Below are 17,245 nucleotides of genomic sequence, written 5' to 3'. Positions count from 1 at the left end.
GTTTCACCGAGAGTGCGGAGGTAATCATGACGTTAGTACCCTTTATTGGTTTGTTGATCGGCGGCCTGATCGGCTGGAAAAAATCCGGCGAACATTTTCTCAAGCAGGTCGACATTGTAACGAGTGTTGTGTTAGTTTTGTTAATGCTGACCATCGGCGCGAACATAGGAGCCAACGATTCCGTCATGCTTAAATTGGACAAGATTGGTCTCCACTGTGCGGTGATTGCCCTGTGCGCTGTTTTTTTCAGTATTTTGGGAGTCGTGCTGCTGGAAAGAACGATTTTGCCCCTGGATGAACTGCAAAAGCAAATATCCCTGGGGGATATTTGCTTAGCGGCCGAAGAAGGAGCTGCGGGGGAAAAAGAAAAGCCGGCCTCAGCCCTGGTTTGGACAATGCCGGTAAGTATCATCGCCGGGATTATACTGGGATTCCGGTTTTTCACCGGAGCCGATACTGGCTTCCTGGATCATATGCTCATTGGGATCTTGATTTTACTGTATATCGGGGTGGGCATCAATATTGGCAGCAATAGAGAGGTCTATCACTATATAAAGCTTGTGGGGTTCAGAGTGGTTTATATATCAATTGCCATCCTTGCCGGCAGCCTGATGGGCGGCTTTGCGGCGGGAATGACGCTGGGCGTGCCGCTGGAAGCCGCGGTCATTTCGGCAAGCGGCATGTCCTATTACAGCCTTACGGGCGCGTATATGACCGAGGTATATGGCATAGAAACAGGGACTTATGGGTTCATCGTCAACGTGATGCGAGAATTTTTAACGATTGTAACGCTGCCGCTGCTGATCAAAATCAGCAAGGGCAGCCCGATTGCCAGCGGCGGCGCTGGCAATATGGACACGACGCTGATGCCGATCACTAAATTTGTCGGAGCTGAATTAGGTCTGATTACATTCATTACCGGTACTATATTAACATTGGCGGTACCGTTTATATTGCCAATCCTACACAGTATCCTTTAGGAGACCATTGCAAAAGCCCCCCCTGGGGGGCTTTTGCAATGGTCTCCGGACTTCTAGTTTGCCGGGGAAAAATCAGGGCGCAGCTTTACGGCTTCTTTTAAATACACATGCCGGATTTGGTGCTGGGGTTTTTCCGTATTCCAGAGAATCAGCACCCGGATGCACAGAAGGAGCCCGTCCGGATTATCAATTTCCTGGGTGCCGAACAGGGGCACGGCGGTCCAGCCCAGCTTTCGCGCGGCAGCGGCCGGAAAGGCGCTGTTAAGATCGGGGGTGGAGGAAAAAATCACAGCGCCGATATCTTCCGGCAGGATCTCATTGGTCTGAATCATATCCGTTAGCAGAGAGAAGGTATTGGCCAGGATTTCCTCCCGGTCATTTGCCGTAACAGTGGTTGCGCCGCGAACGCCGCGTAACAAATGGATCACCTCGTATGTTTTTTTATGTATCTATATCATAGGACATAAACTATCTGAATACAAGGCTTCGCCGGTCGACTGGCGCGCCAGTGAACAGAATTTTTTCGATAAACGCCATTTAGAGGAAACAGCAGGCAAATGGAGAAATAACGTTAGATATAGAAAAGGCATTTTTGCAGATGTATTCATCATCAGATGGAGGGAATATAGTGAGAAAAGCACTTGCTTATATTCTAGTCATAGCAGTGATCATAGGCTTTTGGCCGTCAATGGAGGGGGTGTCGGCAAAAAGCAGAAAGACAGCGGCAGGAGAACCAACCTATTCACAGGATCTGATGCCGATTCCGGGCTCTTCTGTGACAGATCCCCGCCCCATTCTGAAATGGGAGGTCTATCCCAACGGCAATGCGGTTACCGCCTTCCATATGCTGTTGGACGGAAAGCTGGTGAAAGCCAGCCGTATTCAGGACGATCACACAGTAACCTGGTCTTATCAGCCGGATCGGGATTTGGCCCCGGGCCGGCACACCCTGGTATGTCAGGTTACTTTTAAGGGATATCAGCCCCTTCAAGTCAGCAGCACATTTACCGTAGTAGACCCAAGCAGCCTGTCCGATCCCTTCCGGGGCAAAGACAGGCAAAGCTTAGCCACGCTGGAGTGGCAGGCTGTTGCCGCGATCAATGGCTACCGGGACGCTCTGGGACTCCCCCGGCTGCTCCAGCATGAACGTTTGTCCCGCAGCGCCCAGGCCCACAGCAATTATTTGCAGATCAATGCCAGCAACGGTCATCAGGAAAATCGCAATTATCCCGGATTTACCGGTGTATCCTCTCAGGACCGGGCGGCTTATTACGGTTATACCGGCACGGTGTCGGAAGGCTTGAGTTACGGCTATGCCTGGCCCTGGCTGCACATCGCGACACTGATGGACGCCCCCTATCACCGGTTGAGCCTCATTGATCCTAATGACCGGGATGTTGGCATCGGCCTTAACCTTCCCCACAATCTGGTTGTCGTTGCCGGCTCCCAGCATCAGCGCACCAATGACGCCGTTATGGTATACCCCTATTCCGGCCAGCCTGATGCCAAAATCAGCTGGTTTGCGGCTGAATCCCCCAATCCGCTTGCCTCCTACCGGTTAGACCGGGTCTATGTGGGATATCCCATCAGCGTAAGCCTCCATGACAGCAATACCCGGGAGTTACGGTTCATTGCGGGGAGCATCAAAGACAATTTGGGCCGGGATGTACCTTATTACCTGGTAGACTCTATGAAAGAAAGCCAATATCGCAAACATGTCTTTCTGATTCCAAAGCAAATCTTGACACCGGGTCTGATCTACACCGTATCGGTTCAGGCCGAGAGAGTGACAATAGACGGAAAAACAGCGCCGGTGCGCCGGGAATGGAGTTTTGCCACCCAAAGACAGCCCGGGCTCGATTATACCGGCATTGAGCGGTTTGAAGGCATTGAGAATCTGGTAATCCGGTATGATTGCGGCGATCTGCCGGATTTAGAGTATGTGCTTTACCGCAACGGCGAAATCGTTCGGCGCTATCAGACCGCTACCGGCTATTCCTGGAGCAGCCGGGCGGTTCTGGAAAATGGACTTTACAAATTGCAGGTTTCCAGCTCCTATTTGCCTTCCTTCCTGGAATATGAGCTGAATGTCACCGGCGCCGGCGAAGCCAGACAGGTTATGGTCAAAAGCGAGCGGGCCATGGGACAGACGCCGGCTGTCAGAGCCGGATTAATCAGACTGGGCGGCCGGGAGCATATCGAGCTTTTGTTCAGCGATAAGAAGCCAACCGGCTTAAAATATACTCTGACCAAAGACGGCCAGGTCCGGCGTACCTATGATGCGGCGCAAAGCGGGTATTACGCTTATGGTAGCTTTGAGCTGACGAACGGTGAATATCTGTTGGAGATCAGCAACGGGGCTGCGTCTTGGCCTCAGCGATTTTCCCTGGTTATTGCCGGGGAAAAAGAAACCCGCACAGTAAAGCTGACTGCGCTGCCTTGGTAGAAGTCCATAGTGGTTCAAATAGCATCTTTGGATCGCTGGATGTGCTGATGAGACCCGGTGCCACTCCCTATCCGGGGTGACGGAGGAGGAGATGCGGTGAAAGCAGTCAGCATGAGTCGGGAATTATTCGACCGTGTAAAACAAATGAAAATGGATAGACAGGTCATCCTGTCTATCCATTCTGTGTATGACACGGTTATCAATACAGTTGACGCCGGCTATAAGCTCATCACCATTCTCAGTCCGGGAAAGCCATTGGTTCCCCTGAGTATACGGATTCCTGACCCAGCCGGCTTTGAAAGCTTTAAACATCATAAGACTCTAACCCTTGGATTTACCCCTGAATCCAGCATTCGTCTTTCTGATCCTGAAGTAGTGGATTTATATCTATACCCGCATATCCAGGAGATACCTAAGCTGGTATCGGCAGCGGAAAAGCTGCTGGATTTCTTGGCAAGAAAGGCTTCGCCTGATTCTTTTTATGGGATGGTCCAACCGCTGCTTTCATCCGCCCGTTTAGACGGCTCCGACGGGTGGAATCACAGTGCTCAGGAAATCATGCTGCCGAGAATAGCGAAGTACTTGCGGACTCTCAGCCTCAGCGAAACTATTGACAGCAATCTGAACGTCTACGGCTTTGGGAGAGGTTTAACCCCATCCAGTGATGACTTTGTCCTGGGACTTGGCGCAGTCTTTCAATATGCCGGGGATTCACGGCTTAATCTGGTGAAACAACATGGCGAAAGATTCCTGCCCTCCACTACTTTTATCAGTGGACAAATGCTCCAAAATGCCTGGAACGGACAATATGGCATATCTGTGCATCAGCTTTTTTCCGCGATGGCATCAGAGCGTTTGAGCGAAGGCGTTCTGGCTGAATTTACCGCCTATGGACACACATCCGGGATGGATGCCTTATGCGGGATTGTAACCGGCATTCAAATTCTGGGCGGCAGGGAATTTACCGTTTAGCCGCCTTGTGGCCCGGCAAATGGGAGTTTCCGGCCGCGGTTTGCCCGATCGTGCCTATGAGTTCGTTGTGCCTGGGCTGGTTGATTCTATGGGCTGGGCATCACTGAGATTACCGGGGAGTACCAACCGTTGCTTTTAGGCGTATCCGGCAATTTTTATTGATAATCAGACGTTTGCCAGGTACAATAGTGGATATAACAAGTACATTGCTTGTCCATTTGTTTAAAAGCAAGGAGGCTACTCAGTTGACTGACCGGATTTTTAACTTTAACGCAGGACCGGCGGTACTGCCGCTGGATATATTGAAACAAGCCCAGGCTGAGCTGTTGAACTACCGGGATACCGGCATGTCCATCCTGGAAATCAGCCACCGGTCCAAGCCTTATGAAGTGATCCATCAGGAAGCCGAAGCCGATATGAAGGCTTTACTGGGTTTGGGCGATAATTACCGGGTGCTGTTCGTTCAGGGCGGCGGCAGCCTGCAGTTTGCTATGGTCCCGATGAATTACCTGCCTGCCGGGCGGATAGCCGATTACATTCTCACGGGATCCTGGTCGGAGAAAGCGCTGCAGGAGGCCAAGCTCCTGGGGCAGACCCATGTTGCCGCCACAACGGCCGGAGAAGGTTACCGGCGTATTCCCAGCCTGCAGGAAATCAAGCTGAGTGACAAGCCGGCTTATGTTCACATTACTTCCAACAACACCATTTATGGCACTCAATGGCGGGAGTTTCCCAACTTCGGCGATATCCCTCTGATGGCGGATATGAGTTCGGATATGCTGTCCCGTCCTTTTGATGCCAAGAAGTTTGCCCTGATCTATGCCGGCGCTCAGAAGAACCTGGGACCGGCCGGCGTTACCATCGTTATCATTCGTAAGGATTTACTGGACGAATGTCCCCCGACCATTCCCACCATGCTCCGTTATGACACTTACGCCAAAAATGATTCTATGTACAATACTCCCCCCTGTTTTTCCGTCTACATAGTGCATTTGGTGCTGCAGTGGTTGCGCAAAAATGGCGGACTGGCGGCCATGGAAAAGCACAATCAGGAAAAGGCAGCCTTCATCTATCGCCAGATTGACCAAAGCGGCGGCTTCTACCGGGGGCATGCCGAACCGGACAGCCGCTCCCTGATGAATATTACCTTTCGCCTGCCCAATGAAGAACTGGAAGGGGCCTTTGTCAAAGAAGCGGTCCAGGCAGGGCTGGGAGGCCTGAAAGGATATCGTACGGTCGGCGGCATACGGGCGTCGGTGTATAACGCCATGAGCAAGGAAGGCTGTCTGGCATTGGCTGCCTTCATGGATGAGTTTAGAAAGAAAAATAGCTAGCATCCCGGACCTTTTTGCACGCTCCCGTTTTCGAGGCGGAAGGAAGGTTCGACAGACTCTTGTAAGCCCCCGGTTGCAACCAAGCCTGGGGCTGTTTCTTACTTGGCGGAAAGTATAGTTTAAAGAAGAAGGGATTAGACATGTCTGAACAGTATATTCGCATCCTGATGGTGCTGACCGCTCTTTTTTGGTCCGGCGCGTTTATTACCGGGAAAATGGCCACCCAGGAATTTCCCGCCTTTGCCCTCACTTTTTTTCGGTTCCTCTTTGCCCTGCCCTTCATTTTTTTGCTGCTGTACCTTAAAGAGCCCAACCATTTGCTCCCCCGCGGCCGGCAATGGCTGCCGCTCATTATCCTGGGAGTTGTCGGCACTTTTTGTTATCATGCGTTATTTTTCAACTCTCTAAAATATACCACCGCCATTAACTCCTCGCTGATCGGCGCCATGAACCCCATGGTGACGACCGTTCTGGCAGCTTTATTCTTTGCTGAACGTTTAACCTCCGGACGGATATTGGGAATTGCTCTGTCGTTCAGCGGCGTTTTTCTGGTTATTACCAATGCGGATTGGCGCCTGATCGCTGCTTTTCGCTTCAATACCGGGGACTTGCTGATGCTGGCCGCAGTCTGCTGCTGGGCCATTTATTCCCTTTTAGGCCGCCGCTATATGAAAGAGTATAACCTGTCGCCGCTCTTGGTTACGGCTTATACTTTCCTGCTCTGCGTGGCTGTTTCCTTTCCTTTCGTAATATGGGAAGATCCTTCGACCTATCTGGGAACGGCTACAGCCGGCGGCTGGCTGTCCATTTTATACATGAGCCTGTTTGCCTCGGTGCTGGGCTATCTGTTCCAGATGATTGCCATCCAGCGGATCGGCGCGGCCCGTACGGCTACTTTTGTCAATCTGGTGCCGATGTTTACGATCATCCAGTCGGTTCTTATCTTGGGGGAAGCCTTTACTCTTTATAAATTGGTGGGGGCGGCGGTTATTATCGCCGGTGTATACCTAGCTACCCGGCAGGAGACGAAGCCCCAAACGGCGGTTTCCTCTAAACTATAACGGATGCAGATTTAAACTATTCAAACCCAGTGTAAGCTACTTGGCTTATCCTGGGTTTTTTGTGCAATTTTGCGACTGTAGCAAAATTGCACGAGCTAAGATATACGGGCCACATCGGAATTATTCTGACATCGCAAGTCGCAATATTAAGACATTTCTAAAATTTAAACTTGGCGCCAAGGGGACATTGCAGGTATCTATATTTGGCACGGGCCTTGCATTATTAATGGGATGACAGGAGGCTGCACTAACGATTAAAGGGAGGAGGTATGTATACCAATTGAAATCAGGACAAAGGCAGAGTGACTAAGCAGAGGAGGATGACCATGAGTTTCTTAGGCCCTATCTACAAACGGGAATTTGGGCAGAAACAGCCATATATACCGCTTGGGCCATTTCAATTCAGACTGCCGTTTATTCACTATCGTTTTGAGCTGCCCGACTATATTCAAGGTTTGCTGATGTGCGCGGTCTGTCTTGGCATTATCCCTATTCTCCAGGAATATCTGGGGATGCCTTTTGAAATAGCCATTACTATCGTTATTTTAAACGGTTTCTTCTACTTATGGCATGCTCATTTGGGAGATCCCGTGGTTCCGGGCTGGATTACCCCGGCTATTCCGCTGTTGCTGCTATGGCTGAAAACCTTCCCGGAAGGGGCGGCCAGAATGCATGCCCTCATCGCCTTCGAGTTTGAACTGGGTTTGTTCTCCCTCTTGCTGGGCATCACAGGTCTGGCGAAACGATTTGTGGACCTGGTGCCTGACGCATTAAAATCGGGCATCTTACTGGGCGCCGGTATTGCCGCTGTCAGACTGGTATTCCAGGAAGGCGGCCGGTTCGATCTTTATCCCTGGACCATTACCATCGCTATTGGGTTTGCTTTCTATATTCTGTTCTCCAATCATTTTAAAACCATCCGCAACAAAAATAAATTTTTCAAATATCTCTCGGATCTTGGCTTGTTGCCAGCCATTGTACTCGCTATTTTTATCGCGCCGCTGGTTAAAGAATTACCCTGGCCGGCCATTGAGTGGGGATTCACCATTCCTCAATTCTACACCCTGTTTACCGAATGGACCCCCTTCGCCGAGCGTATCGGCTGGCCGCCGCTCAGTATGTATCTTAGCGCGGCACCGCTGGTCTTCGCGGTGTATATCGTTCTATTCGGTGAACTGATTCAGGCCGAAGCGCTGATTGATGAAGCGCGGGATTTCCGCGACGGGGATGAGGATATTCATTTTGACGCCAACCGCAATAATATGATCGTCGGCATTCGCAATATGGGCATGTCGGCGCTGGGGCCGGATGCTGCGATGTGCGGTCCGATGTGGGCGGCCATGCAGGTGGTGGAATGTGAGCGCTATAAACATGGCCGCGAGGCTATGGACAGCTTATATGGCGGCGTGGGGTCATTTCGCTGGGGCACCTTTACCGGCTATTTCTTCTCACCGATTGTTACCTTGGTAAAGCCGATCCTGCCGATTGCATTATCCCTTACGATGCTGGTTCAGGGTTATGTGGCTGTAAGAGTAGGCATATTGAAAGCTCGGACCTTTAACGATTTGGGCGTGGCCGGAATCGTAGCTGCTGTGCTGATTACCCGGGAAGCGGGCGCTGCCTTTGGCGTCGGCATTATACTTTGCCTGTTGATTTACGGCAAAGATATCTTCCGCAACTGGGCTAAGTATGATAAGACGAAAGATCCGGTATTCAACAGCAGGATCGGCAGCGAATGATGATTTAAGCTGCAACGGGTACCATGCCGTTCTCCTCGCCGCGGACCCATGGCACCCTAAAACTAAAGGAGGAATGAATCATGACTTTAAAAACCGCACAACAGTATGAGGACAGTCTAAGAAAGCTCAAGTTCCAAGTTTATCTTCAAGGGGAAAAAGTAGCAAACCCGGTGGACCATCCGATCATCCGGCCGTCCATGCACTCGGTGAAGCTGACCTATGAACTGGCTCTGGACCCGGAGTATGAAGACCTGATGACTGCCACGTCCCATCTGACCGGCAAAAAAATCAATCGGTTCTGCCATCTTCACCAAAGTACCGAAGATCTGGTGAAAAAGGTGAAGATGCAGCGGATGCTAGGGCAAAGGACCGCCGCCTGTTTCCAGCGCTGTGTCGGCATGGACGCCATTAATGCCGTAGACAGCGTCACCTTTGAGATGGACGAAAAACTGGGGACCCATTATCATGAGCGGTTCAACCAATTTCTCCTGAAAATGCAGGAAGAAGACTGGACTGTAGACGGAGCAATGACTGATCCTAAAGGCGACCGGGGCCTGGCCCCCCACCAACAGGCGGATCCCGACCTGTTCGTGCGGGTCGTGGAAAAACGCCAGGACGGCATCGTCGTTTGCGGCGCAAAATGCCATCAGACCGGTGCCCTCAATTCCCACTGGATTCTGATCATGCCCACCCTCAGCATGGGGGAAAAAGATGCTGATTATGCCGTGTCCTTTGTGGCTCCGGCTGATGCTGCAGGCATCGTCTACATATACGGCCGCCAGTCCTGCGATACCCGTAAGCTGGAAGGCAGCAGCATTGACGTAGGCAACAAGCAGTTTGGCGGTCATGAAGCCCTCATGGTGTTCGACCACGTCTTCATTCCCTGGGAAAACGTCTTCATGTGCGGCGAATACGAATTCAGCGGCGCTCTGGTCGAGCGCTTCGCCGGCTACCACCGGCAAAGCTACGGCGGCTGCAAGGTTGGCGTAGGCGACGTCCTCATCGGCGCCACCGCCCTGGCGGCCGACTACAACGGCGCCCACAAAGCCTCCCACGTCAAAGACAAACTCATCGAAATGGTGCACCTCAATGAAACCCTCTACGCTTGCGGCATTGCCTGCTCGGCGGAAGGTTACAAGACGGCCTCCGGCAACTACATCATCGACCTCATGCTGGCCAATGTCTGCAAGCAGAACGTCACCCGCTTCCCCTACGAGATCGCCCGGCTGGCTCAGGATATCGCCGGCGGTCTGATGGTCACTATGCCTTCGGAAAAAGACCTACATAACCTGGAAATCGGTAAATATGTAGAGAAATACTTCCGGGGAGTGAATACGGTGCCCACTGAGCACCGCATGCGCATCCTGCGTCTGATCGAAAATCTGACTCTGGGAACCGCGGCAGTGGGATACCTGACCGAATCCATGCACGGAGCCGGTTCGCCCCAGGCTCAGCGGATCGTGATCTCCCGCCAGGCCAACCTTGAGCAGAAAAAGTCTTTGGCCAGGCGGATTGCCGGTATTCCCGCCAAGTAAGGGGGAGGGTTATGATGAATTGGAGAAATACTTACCGGGAGAGAATCATTTCGGCGGAACAGGCATTGAAAAATGTGAAATCAGGTGATCGGGTAGTAACCGGCCATGCGTGCGGTGAACCGCCGGCCCTGATAGAGGCGCTGGCAGCCCGGGCACCGGAGCTTCAAAACGTAGAAATTGTTCATATGGTGGCAATGGGGCCGGCTAAATACGCCCAGCCTGGAATGGAAGCCAGCTTCCGCCATAATGCCTTTTTTGTCGGCGGTTCGACCCGCAAGGCGGTAGAGGAGAAACGCGCCGATTATACCCCCTGCTTTTTCTCGGAAATTCCCCGCTTGTTCAGGAATAACATATTACCGGTAGACGTTGCTTTAATCCAGGTCACACCACCAGACGAAGCCGGCTTTTGCAGTTTCGGCATATCGGCGGATTATACCGTGGCAGCGGCGGAATGCGCCAAAATTACCATTGCCCAGATAAACAATAATCTTCCGCGGACCGGCGGCGTCAGGATCCGTTTGGATAACATCCAATTCATCGTTGAAAAAGACGACCCGCTGATTGAGCTGAAACCGCCCGCCATCGGCGACGTGGAAAAACGGATTGGGGAGAATATTGCCGGCCTGATCCCCGATGGTGCTACTCTGCAACTGGGAATCGGCGCTATTCCCGATGCTGTGCTGCTATTCCTTAAAGAAAAGAAGGATTTGGGGATTCACTCCGAGATGTTTTCCGATGGTGTGGTGGCACTGGCTGAGGCCGGTGTCGTCACCAACCGGAAAAAAAGCATCAACTCAGGCAAATTCATGGTCGCCTTTTTAATGGGTACCCGTAAATTATATGATTTTGTTCATAACAATCCTGATGTGGAATTGCACCCGGTAGACTACATCAATGACCCTTATATCATTGGCCAGCACGAAAATATGATCTCGATCAACTCCGCCCTGCAAGTGGACTGCATGGGCCAGGTCAATGCCGAAATGATCGGTTCCCGGCAATTTAGCGGCATCGGCGGGCAGGTGGATTTTGTCCGGGGCGTCAGCCGGTCTAAGGGGGGGAAATCGATTATTGCCCTGCCGGCAACTGCTTCCGGCGGCAGGATATCCCGCATCACCTGTGAGCTTGACCGCGGTGCGGCGGTCTCCACATCCCGCAATGACGTCCACTATATTGTTACGGAATACGGCGTTGCCAATCTCCGGGGAAAAAGCCTGAGGGAACGCGCCAAGGCATTGATTGCCATTGCTCATCCCGATTTCCGGGAGACATTGCGGGAAGAAGCGCAAAGAACAGGGGTTTTCTAGTAAAAGGCCGGCCGGTTTCTGATTAGGAGAGCACGCTTATTCCTCTGTCATTACATTTTTGCATGATATGGTTTCCGGGGTAAAAGGGCCATATTACCGGTGGAACTGCTTCAGTTGGCTGAAGCTGGAAGGAGCTAAAGCAATTGCCGTCTATGATTAACGCTGATTTTTTAAAAGGACCGGAATAAGGTCTGTCAGACTGGACTTGGCATAAGCCAAGTCCTTTTATTATTCCTCTGGCACTCCCGAGTGAACACCCGGAGACCTGTCCCGCGGCCCCTGCACAAAAATCCCGGAGGCATAGTTCAAAGTTAACAAAGACAGTATTGACACCTCAAAGGGCCTTAGTTTATAATTATGTTAACAAACGTTAACCTAATTATAAACTAAGGTTTAAAAGGGGCTGAATCAATGTCACTGAGCCATAGGGAAAATACAGTAAACAAAGAAGCGAAACAAGCAAAAGCCGAGGGAAAAAGGGCAGAAATCGTCAAAGCCAGTATCCGCCTGTTTGGGACACGGGGTTATGACGCCGTGTCGGTGCGGGACATTGCCAAGGAGGCGGGAGTATCCGAGGCTGCCCTGTATAAACATTTCAAAGGCAAGGAAGAAATGGCCCTGCAGCTGTTTCGCCGGATCATCAGCGAATACCGGGCCGGTATCGAACAGACGGCCGGGCTGAATATCCACAGCATCGAAAAGCTTTGCCGCATCATTGACATTTTATATGACTTATATGATGCCAGACCGGCGGAAATCCGGTTTGCCCTGGCATCGCAGCATACTTTCTGGGATCTGGTGGAAGAACAATATAAGCCGCACCATGTGATCAAAGCCATCATTCAGCAAGGGATCGAGCAGCGGGAATTGCCGCCGGAGGATGTCTACTTCCTGCTTGCGATTTATTCCGGCTTACTGATCCAACCCTTAGCCGAATATCCCTATTTTGGGGATGTATTGCCGGCGATACCGGTTTTGAAAGAACAGGTTAAGCAAAAGGTACGCAAATTATTCAGTTAAAGTGAAGGGCCGCTTCGCTCCGGCAGGGCGGCCGAAGAACTCATAAGAAAGAAGCGTGAATAAAAATGAAGAGCCTGTTGCGATGGATCTTCAGTTATTTATTCCGGGTACGGTTAGTCGGCTTTCAGCCCGCATTCCCCCCGGGACCGGTTATTATTCTACCCAACCATGTATCTTTTCTCGATGCCATTTTCCTCTACCTTTACCTGCCGGGCCGGGTCCGGTTTGTGGTGAATACCCAGATTGCCGCCAGGCTGTCCTGGGCCTTGCGGTTCTTCCCCTGCATTACGGTAGACCCGCTGAATCCATATTCGCTGAAGACCATTGTCCAGGCGGTAAAACAGGGGGTGCCGCTGGTCCTGTTTCCGGAAGGCCGGATTACCAGGACCGGCAATCTGATGAAAGTTTACAGCGGCATCGGCTTCATTGCCCTGAAAACACAAGCCCGGCTGTATCCGGTTATTTTTACCGGACCGGAACGTTCCAAACTGTCCCGGGTCCGGGACAAGATTCCTTCCCGCCTGTTTCCGGCGGTACAGATTCTGTTGGGACAGCCGCAGCGGTTAACGGTTGATCCCAACAAGCGGTTTAAGGAACAGAAACGGGAAATGGCGGATCAGGTGCTGGCCATGCTGCAGCAAACCGCCTTCCAGGCAAGATACCGGCCGGGCCGCGATCTGTTCGATCTGCTGTGGGAGGCGGCGGACAAACAGGGAATAGAGAGTCCGGCTGTCGGGGATATTACCGGCGCCGCCAGCTATAAGAAGCTTCTGGCCGGCATTTATGTCCTGGCGGAAAAGCTGGGGCCAATGCTGAGGCCCGAAAGGAATGTGGGGCTGCTGATGCCCAATTCGATCGGCCATGTGACCGCTCTGTTTTCCCTCTTCTATCTGAGCAGGACTCCGGCTATTCTCAATTTCAGCTCCGGGCTGGCTACCCTTCAGGACTGCGCTGCGGTTGCCGGCCTGCGGCAGATCATCACATCCCGCCAGTTTGCGGCTAAAGCGGGGCTGGAACAGACGGTTCAGGCCTTGCAGGAAACCGGTTGTCACATCATCTATCTGGAGGATGTGCGGGCGGCAATCACATGGGCCGACAAGCTGCGGGGCCTGGGCTGCTTCTTCCGTCGGCGCAAAGCTGCATCAGGAAGCCGGAATTTGATCCTGTTTACCAGCGGCAGTGAAAGCAAGCCCAAAGGGGTTGTGCTGACCCATGACAGCATTGCGGCCAATCTTGCCCAGATTGCCTCGGTGATCGACTATACGCCGCGGGACCGGATGCTGAATGCCCTGCCCATGTTCCATTCCTTCGGGCTGACCGCCGGCACCCTGCTGCCGCTGTTCAGCGGCATGGAAGTCTATCTGTACCCTTCCCCGCTGCATTATAAAATGGTTCCAGAATTGGCCTATGATAAAAATGTCACGATTTTGCTGGGGACACCGACCTTTCTGGCAGGTTACGGCAAATACGCTCATCCTTATGATTTCTACAGCCTGCGTTATGTCATCGCCGGCGGCGAAAAACTCAAGGATGAAATCCGTACTTCCTGGCTGGAGAAATTCGGGTTAAGAATCTATGAAGGCTATGGCACAACCGAGGCATCCCCGGTCTTGGCCATTAATACTCCGCTGTTTTACCGGCAGGGATCGGTCGGCCGATTTTTGCCGGGAATCGAGTGGCAGGTCGAAGCGGTTGAAGGCATAGAATCCGGCGGCAAACTGCTGGTGAGCGGGCCCAATCTGATGGCCGGCTATCTCCTGTCGGAAAAGGGCTTTATACCTCAGCAGGGCTGGTACGATGTGGGCGATGTGGTGACTGTCGACGGAGCCGGTTATGTGACCATTCAGTCCCGGCTGAAGCGGTTTGCCAAAATATCCGGTGAGATGGTCAGCCTCAACCGGGTGGAGGAGTTTGCCGAAGCATGTCTGCCTCAAGGCCGTCATGCCGTCATCAGCCTGCCGGACGGAAAAAAAGGCGAGCGGATGATATTATACACGACAGCCAGAGAGGCCCAACGTTCGGCTATTCGGGCCTTTCTGCAGCAAAGCGGTGAAAGCACGCTGTATTTGCCGGCAGAGGTAAAGGTAGTGAATTCATTACCGCTCCTGGGCAGCGGCAAAATTGATTATGTGGCACTGCGGGATAAAGCAGTGAAGGAGGTCTCCGTTCATGCACATTAAGAGTCTCTTGCAAAACTCATCTTTAGCCTCGAATCCGGAGACCGTTCAAAAAGGTTCAGATGCTAGGCGCGACGAGGAAGCGCGCGAAGGCTGTACGTTCGGAGGGTACGGTGAGCGCGCTCCCGCAGGAGAAACGACGCAGACGGGCCTTTTTCAACGGTCTCCTGGGCTGTCGCCGCTGGGTGCGCTCTATCTAGCGCAATTTCTGTCGGCGTTTGTGGATAATATGATTTTGTTTATTGCCCAGGCAATTATTCTCCGGAACAATTATCCGGGATACTATCTGCCGCTGGTGCAGAGCATGTTTCTCTTTTCCTTCATCATCCTTTCTCCCTGGGTAGGGCGGTTTGCCGACCGGCACGCCAAAGCCCGGGTTCTGATCGTGGGCAATCTCATCAAGGCGGCTGGCATTCTGCTTTTAATGCTGGGATTCGATCCGGCGGCAAGCTATGCAGTAGTCGGAGCAGGAGCGGTGATTTACAGTCCGGCCAAATACGGCATCCTGCCGCTTTTGACCCGGACTGGGCCGGAGCTGCTGCAGGCCAACTCCCATATAGAAACCTATACCATCCTGGCCATTCTGACCGGGTCGGTGGCCGGCGGCTATCTGGCTGACCTCTCCATTTCGGCGGCCCTGATGACAGCCTTGGCTTTATATGGGCTATCGGTGATGGTCAATCTCTGGATTCCCCGAAATCCGCCTAATCCGGCCATTACCTATCGTCATGCCGTAGCTGAATTCATCCGTGATACTCGCGCTTTGCTGCAAAATCCGCGCAGCGCCTATTCTCTGATCGGCACCGGCTCCTTCTGGCTGTCATCGGCTGTGCTCCGGATGATGGTCTTCGCCTGGCTGCCCCTGATCCTGGGAATCACCAGCGGCATGGCCATCAGCATGATTATCGCCGTGACCGGCGTGGGCATCGCCCTGGGCGCCATGATTACGCCCTATATTATTCCGGTGGACAAAATAAAGCGCACCTTATGGTTTGGCTTAGCCATGGCTTTTTCTATCCTTGCCTTTACCCTGATCCACACCCTGCCGCTCACCATCCTGTTTCTGCTCTTAATCGGCTGTTTCGGCGGCATCTATATTGTACCCATGAACACTTGCCTGCAGCAGGTCGGACATAGCAGCATCGGCGCCGGAAAAACCATTGCCGTGCAGAACTTCGTGGAGAACCTGTGCATGTTTTCGGGCGTGGCGCTTTATACTTTGGCTGCTAAATCCGGAGTGGATATCAATGTTTCAGTGGCGGTTGCCGGCCTGGCAATGCTGGGGTTTGTGGGGATATTGGGGCTGCTTGGACGAAAAATATAGAACCGGGATTGACTGCGAAGGATTCTCGCTGCTGTTTTACTTGCAAAAAGCAGGATGGTAAATTATTATAGAATTGGTAATCTAGACGAAATTGGGATAAAAGGGGGCTCCATATTATTGTGAAATATTATCTAAAGGTTTGCAGCGGAGTAGTAGTCTTCTTGGCCTTTTTACTTTTTTGTCATGATTCAAGCGCTTTTGCCGCTCCGATTGTACAAACACTTGATAAGGATACCAGAATCATGCCGCCGGGATTTATCGTAGCGGTTCAGTCTGAAATCCCAAAGTTCAGAAAAGGAACGGCTGTTACCCTCAATATGTACGGTGAAGTTCTTGAGGGGACATTGGCTGAAGACGTCAATTTGCGCTGCGAAATGGGGGCATCCCAGAAGGCGGTCAAGCCGACTTCCTACGCATACACGCCTCCTCTGATTGTTACCGTCCCTTACGCCGTGGACACGAAGCCGGACAGGATCCTTCAATTTAAAGGCGGCACCAAAATCGCATTCAATAATAAAGGGGAAGTGACAAAAGGGACAATCGTTTCTGTCGGTGACAACAAAGCCAGCATCATCCTGAGTCCGACCAGCCGCATCGGTGTTTATTCCGGTGAAATCAGCTTCCATGAGAATGGCATGGTGGCCAGTTGTATATTAACTGACCATTCCTATTTGCGTCCTGTAGGCTGGTCCCAAATTTTAACCGAGAACTTTACCAATACTACAGCCTGCTCCGGCTTTGTTGAATTTAAGGCCAGGAAGCCAATTCTCCTAAACGATAAAGGGGAAGTAACGAAAGGCGTTTTGCAGCAAAAAACCAAACTGCGTTCCGCTGAGGCGCCGGAAGCGGTAAAGGTTTTTGAAGCCGGGACTACGGTGGAATTTGATGACCGCGGGTTAGTTGTAAAAGCAACAAAATAGCACTTGAAAAATAAAAGCCCGGAGCTCTGGTCATAGAAACCAGCGGCTCGCGGGCCTTTTCATGGACTTTACTCTATACTGAAAATTTTTTCGGGATTCAAAATCAAATTAGGGTCCAGGGCCTTTTTGGTGGAGCGCATCATATCCAGTTCCACCGGATCGGCGTATTGATCCATCAGATAGCGTTTTTTGCAGCCAATGCCGTGTTCGCCGGAGAGATTGCCGCCAATTTCATTGGAGTAAATGTAATCAAAGATGTCATGGTGAATTTGGGACAGTTTACCCGGCCATTGGTCATCGGGAATGGTGCCGTTCAGGCTGGCCACAGTATCCATGAATTCAACCGAGGCGGGGTGAAACCGGCCTTGGCCATGATGCCGACAAAGACGATAGCGTCGTCAAATACCAATGACACCTATATCACTGGCTC

Annotated in this window: 14 protein-coding genes; 12 read left to right on the top strand and 2 right to left on the bottom strand. The window is 52.0% G+C overall.

Features of this window, described 5'->3' with window-relative positions; translation table 11 throughout:
- Positions 1-26: 26 nt before the first annotated feature.
- Positions 27-980 (top strand): LysO family transporter, encoded by a 954-nt coding sequence (locus tag ALO_RS03915; RefSeq protein ID WP_004093152.1) that lies wholly within the window; start codon positions 27-29, stop codon positions 978-980.
- A gap of 53 nt (positions 981-1,033) precedes the next feature.
- Here ALO_RS03915 and aroH read toward each other — a convergent pair whose 3' ends face one another.
- On the bottom strand, positions 1,034-1,408 hold the full coding sequence (gene aroH, locus ALO_RS03910; RefSeq protein WP_413788493.1) for a chorismate mutase: 375 nt from the start codon (positions 1,406-1,408) through the stop codon (positions 1,034-1,036).
- A 200-nt stretch (positions 1,409-1,608) separates the two neighbouring features.
- Between aroH and ALO_RS03905 the strand changes: the two genes are divergently transcribed.
- The 11 genes from ALO_RS03905 to ALO_RS03855 all read left to right on the top strand — a co-directional run bounded on the left by ALO_RS03905 (position 1,609) and on the right by ALO_RS03855 (position 16,815).
- Positions 1,609-3,426, top strand: coding sequence for a CAP domain-containing protein (locus tag ALO_RS03905; protein ID WP_004093147.1), 1,818 nt, complete (start codon positions 1,609-1,611; stop codon positions 3,424-3,426).
- A 96-nt stretch (positions 3,427-3,522) separates the two neighbouring features.
- The gene (locus ALO_RS03900; RefSeq protein ID WP_004093144.1) at positions 3,523-4,398 is read left to right on the top strand and encodes an oxamate carbamoyltransferase subunit AllH family protein; all 876 of its coding nucleotides are present in this window, start codon (positions 3,523-3,525) and stop codon (positions 4,396-4,398) included.
- A 245-nt stretch (positions 4,399-4,643) separates the two neighbouring features.
- The gene (gene serC / locus ALO_RS03895; RefSeq protein ID WP_004093143.1) at positions 4,644-5,732 is read left to right on the top strand and encodes a 3-phosphoserine/phosphohydroxythreonine transaminase; all 1,089 of its coding nucleotides are present in this window, start codon (positions 4,644-4,646) and stop codon (positions 5,730-5,732) included.
- A gap of 140 nt (positions 5,733-5,872) precedes the next feature.
- A complete protein-coding gene (locus tag ALO_RS03890) occupies positions 5,873-6,793 on the top strand; it encodes a DMT family transporter (protein WP_004093141.1) in 921 nt (306 codons plus the stop codon).
- A 326-nt stretch (positions 6,794-7,119) separates the two neighbouring features.
- Complete coding sequence (locus tag ALO_RS03885; protein WP_004093140.1) at positions 7,120-8,532, top strand: hypothetical protein; 1,413 nt, start codon at positions 7,120-7,122, stop codon at positions 8,530-8,532.
- A gap of 80 nt (positions 8,533-8,612) precedes the next feature.
- Positions 8,613-10,067, top strand: a complete 1,455-nt coding sequence (locus ALO_RS03880; RefSeq protein WP_004093139.1) for a 4-hydroxyphenylacetate 3-hydroxylase family protein — start codon at positions 8,613-8,615, stop codon at positions 10,065-10,067.
- An 11-nt stretch (positions 10,068-10,078) separates the two neighbouring features.
- Positions 10,079-11,374: an acetyl-CoA hydrolase/transferase family protein gene (locus tag ALO_RS03875; protein WP_040292684.1), complete on the top strand. Its 1,296-nt coding sequence runs from the start codon at positions 10,079-10,081 to the stop codon at positions 11,372-11,374.
- A 411-nt stretch (positions 11,375-11,785) separates the two neighbouring features.
- Positions 11,786-12,394, top strand: coding sequence for a TetR/AcrR family transcriptional regulator (locus tag ALO_RS03870; RefSeq protein WP_004093137.1), 609 nt, complete (start codon positions 11,786-11,788; stop codon positions 12,392-12,394).
- Positions 12,395-12,459: 65 nt separating this feature from the next.
- Positions 12,460-14,574, top strand: a complete 2,115-nt coding sequence (locus ALO_RS03865) for an AMP-binding protein (RefSeq protein ID WP_004093136.1) — start codon at positions 12,460-12,462, stop codon at positions 14,572-14,574.
- Positions 14,564-15,895: a lysophospholipid transporter LplT gene (gene lplT, locus ALO_RS03860; protein ID WP_004093132.1), complete on the top strand. Its 1,332-nt coding sequence runs from the start codon at positions 14,564-14,566 to the stop codon at positions 15,893-15,895. Before ALO_RS03865 ends, lplT begins: the two co-directional genes overlap by 11 nt.
- A gap of 119 nt (positions 15,896-16,014) precedes the next feature.
- Positions 16,015-16,815 (top strand): hypothetical protein, encoded by an 801-nt coding sequence (locus tag ALO_RS03855; protein WP_004093130.1) that lies wholly within the window; start codon positions 16,015-16,017, stop codon positions 16,813-16,815.
- A 68-nt stretch (positions 16,816-16,883) separates the two neighbouring features.
- Here ALO_RS03855 and ALO_RS03850 read toward each other — a convergent pair whose 3' ends face one another.
- A complete protein-coding gene (locus ALO_RS03850; protein ID WP_004093128.1) occupies positions 16,884-17,150 on the bottom strand; it encodes an FAD-binding oxidoreductase in 267 nt (88 codons plus the stop codon).
- Positions 17,151-17,245: the final 95 nt, after the last annotated feature.

Origin of the sequence: Acetonema longum DSM 6540 (genome assembly GCF_000219125.1) — a bacterium.
Taxonomy (GTDB): Bacteria; Bacillota; Negativicutes; order Sporomusales; family Acetonemataceae; genus Acetonema; species Acetonema longum.
The sequence above is the reverse complement of the archived record's forward strand: the minus strand, read 5'-3'. Positions and strand labels throughout refer to the sequence as shown.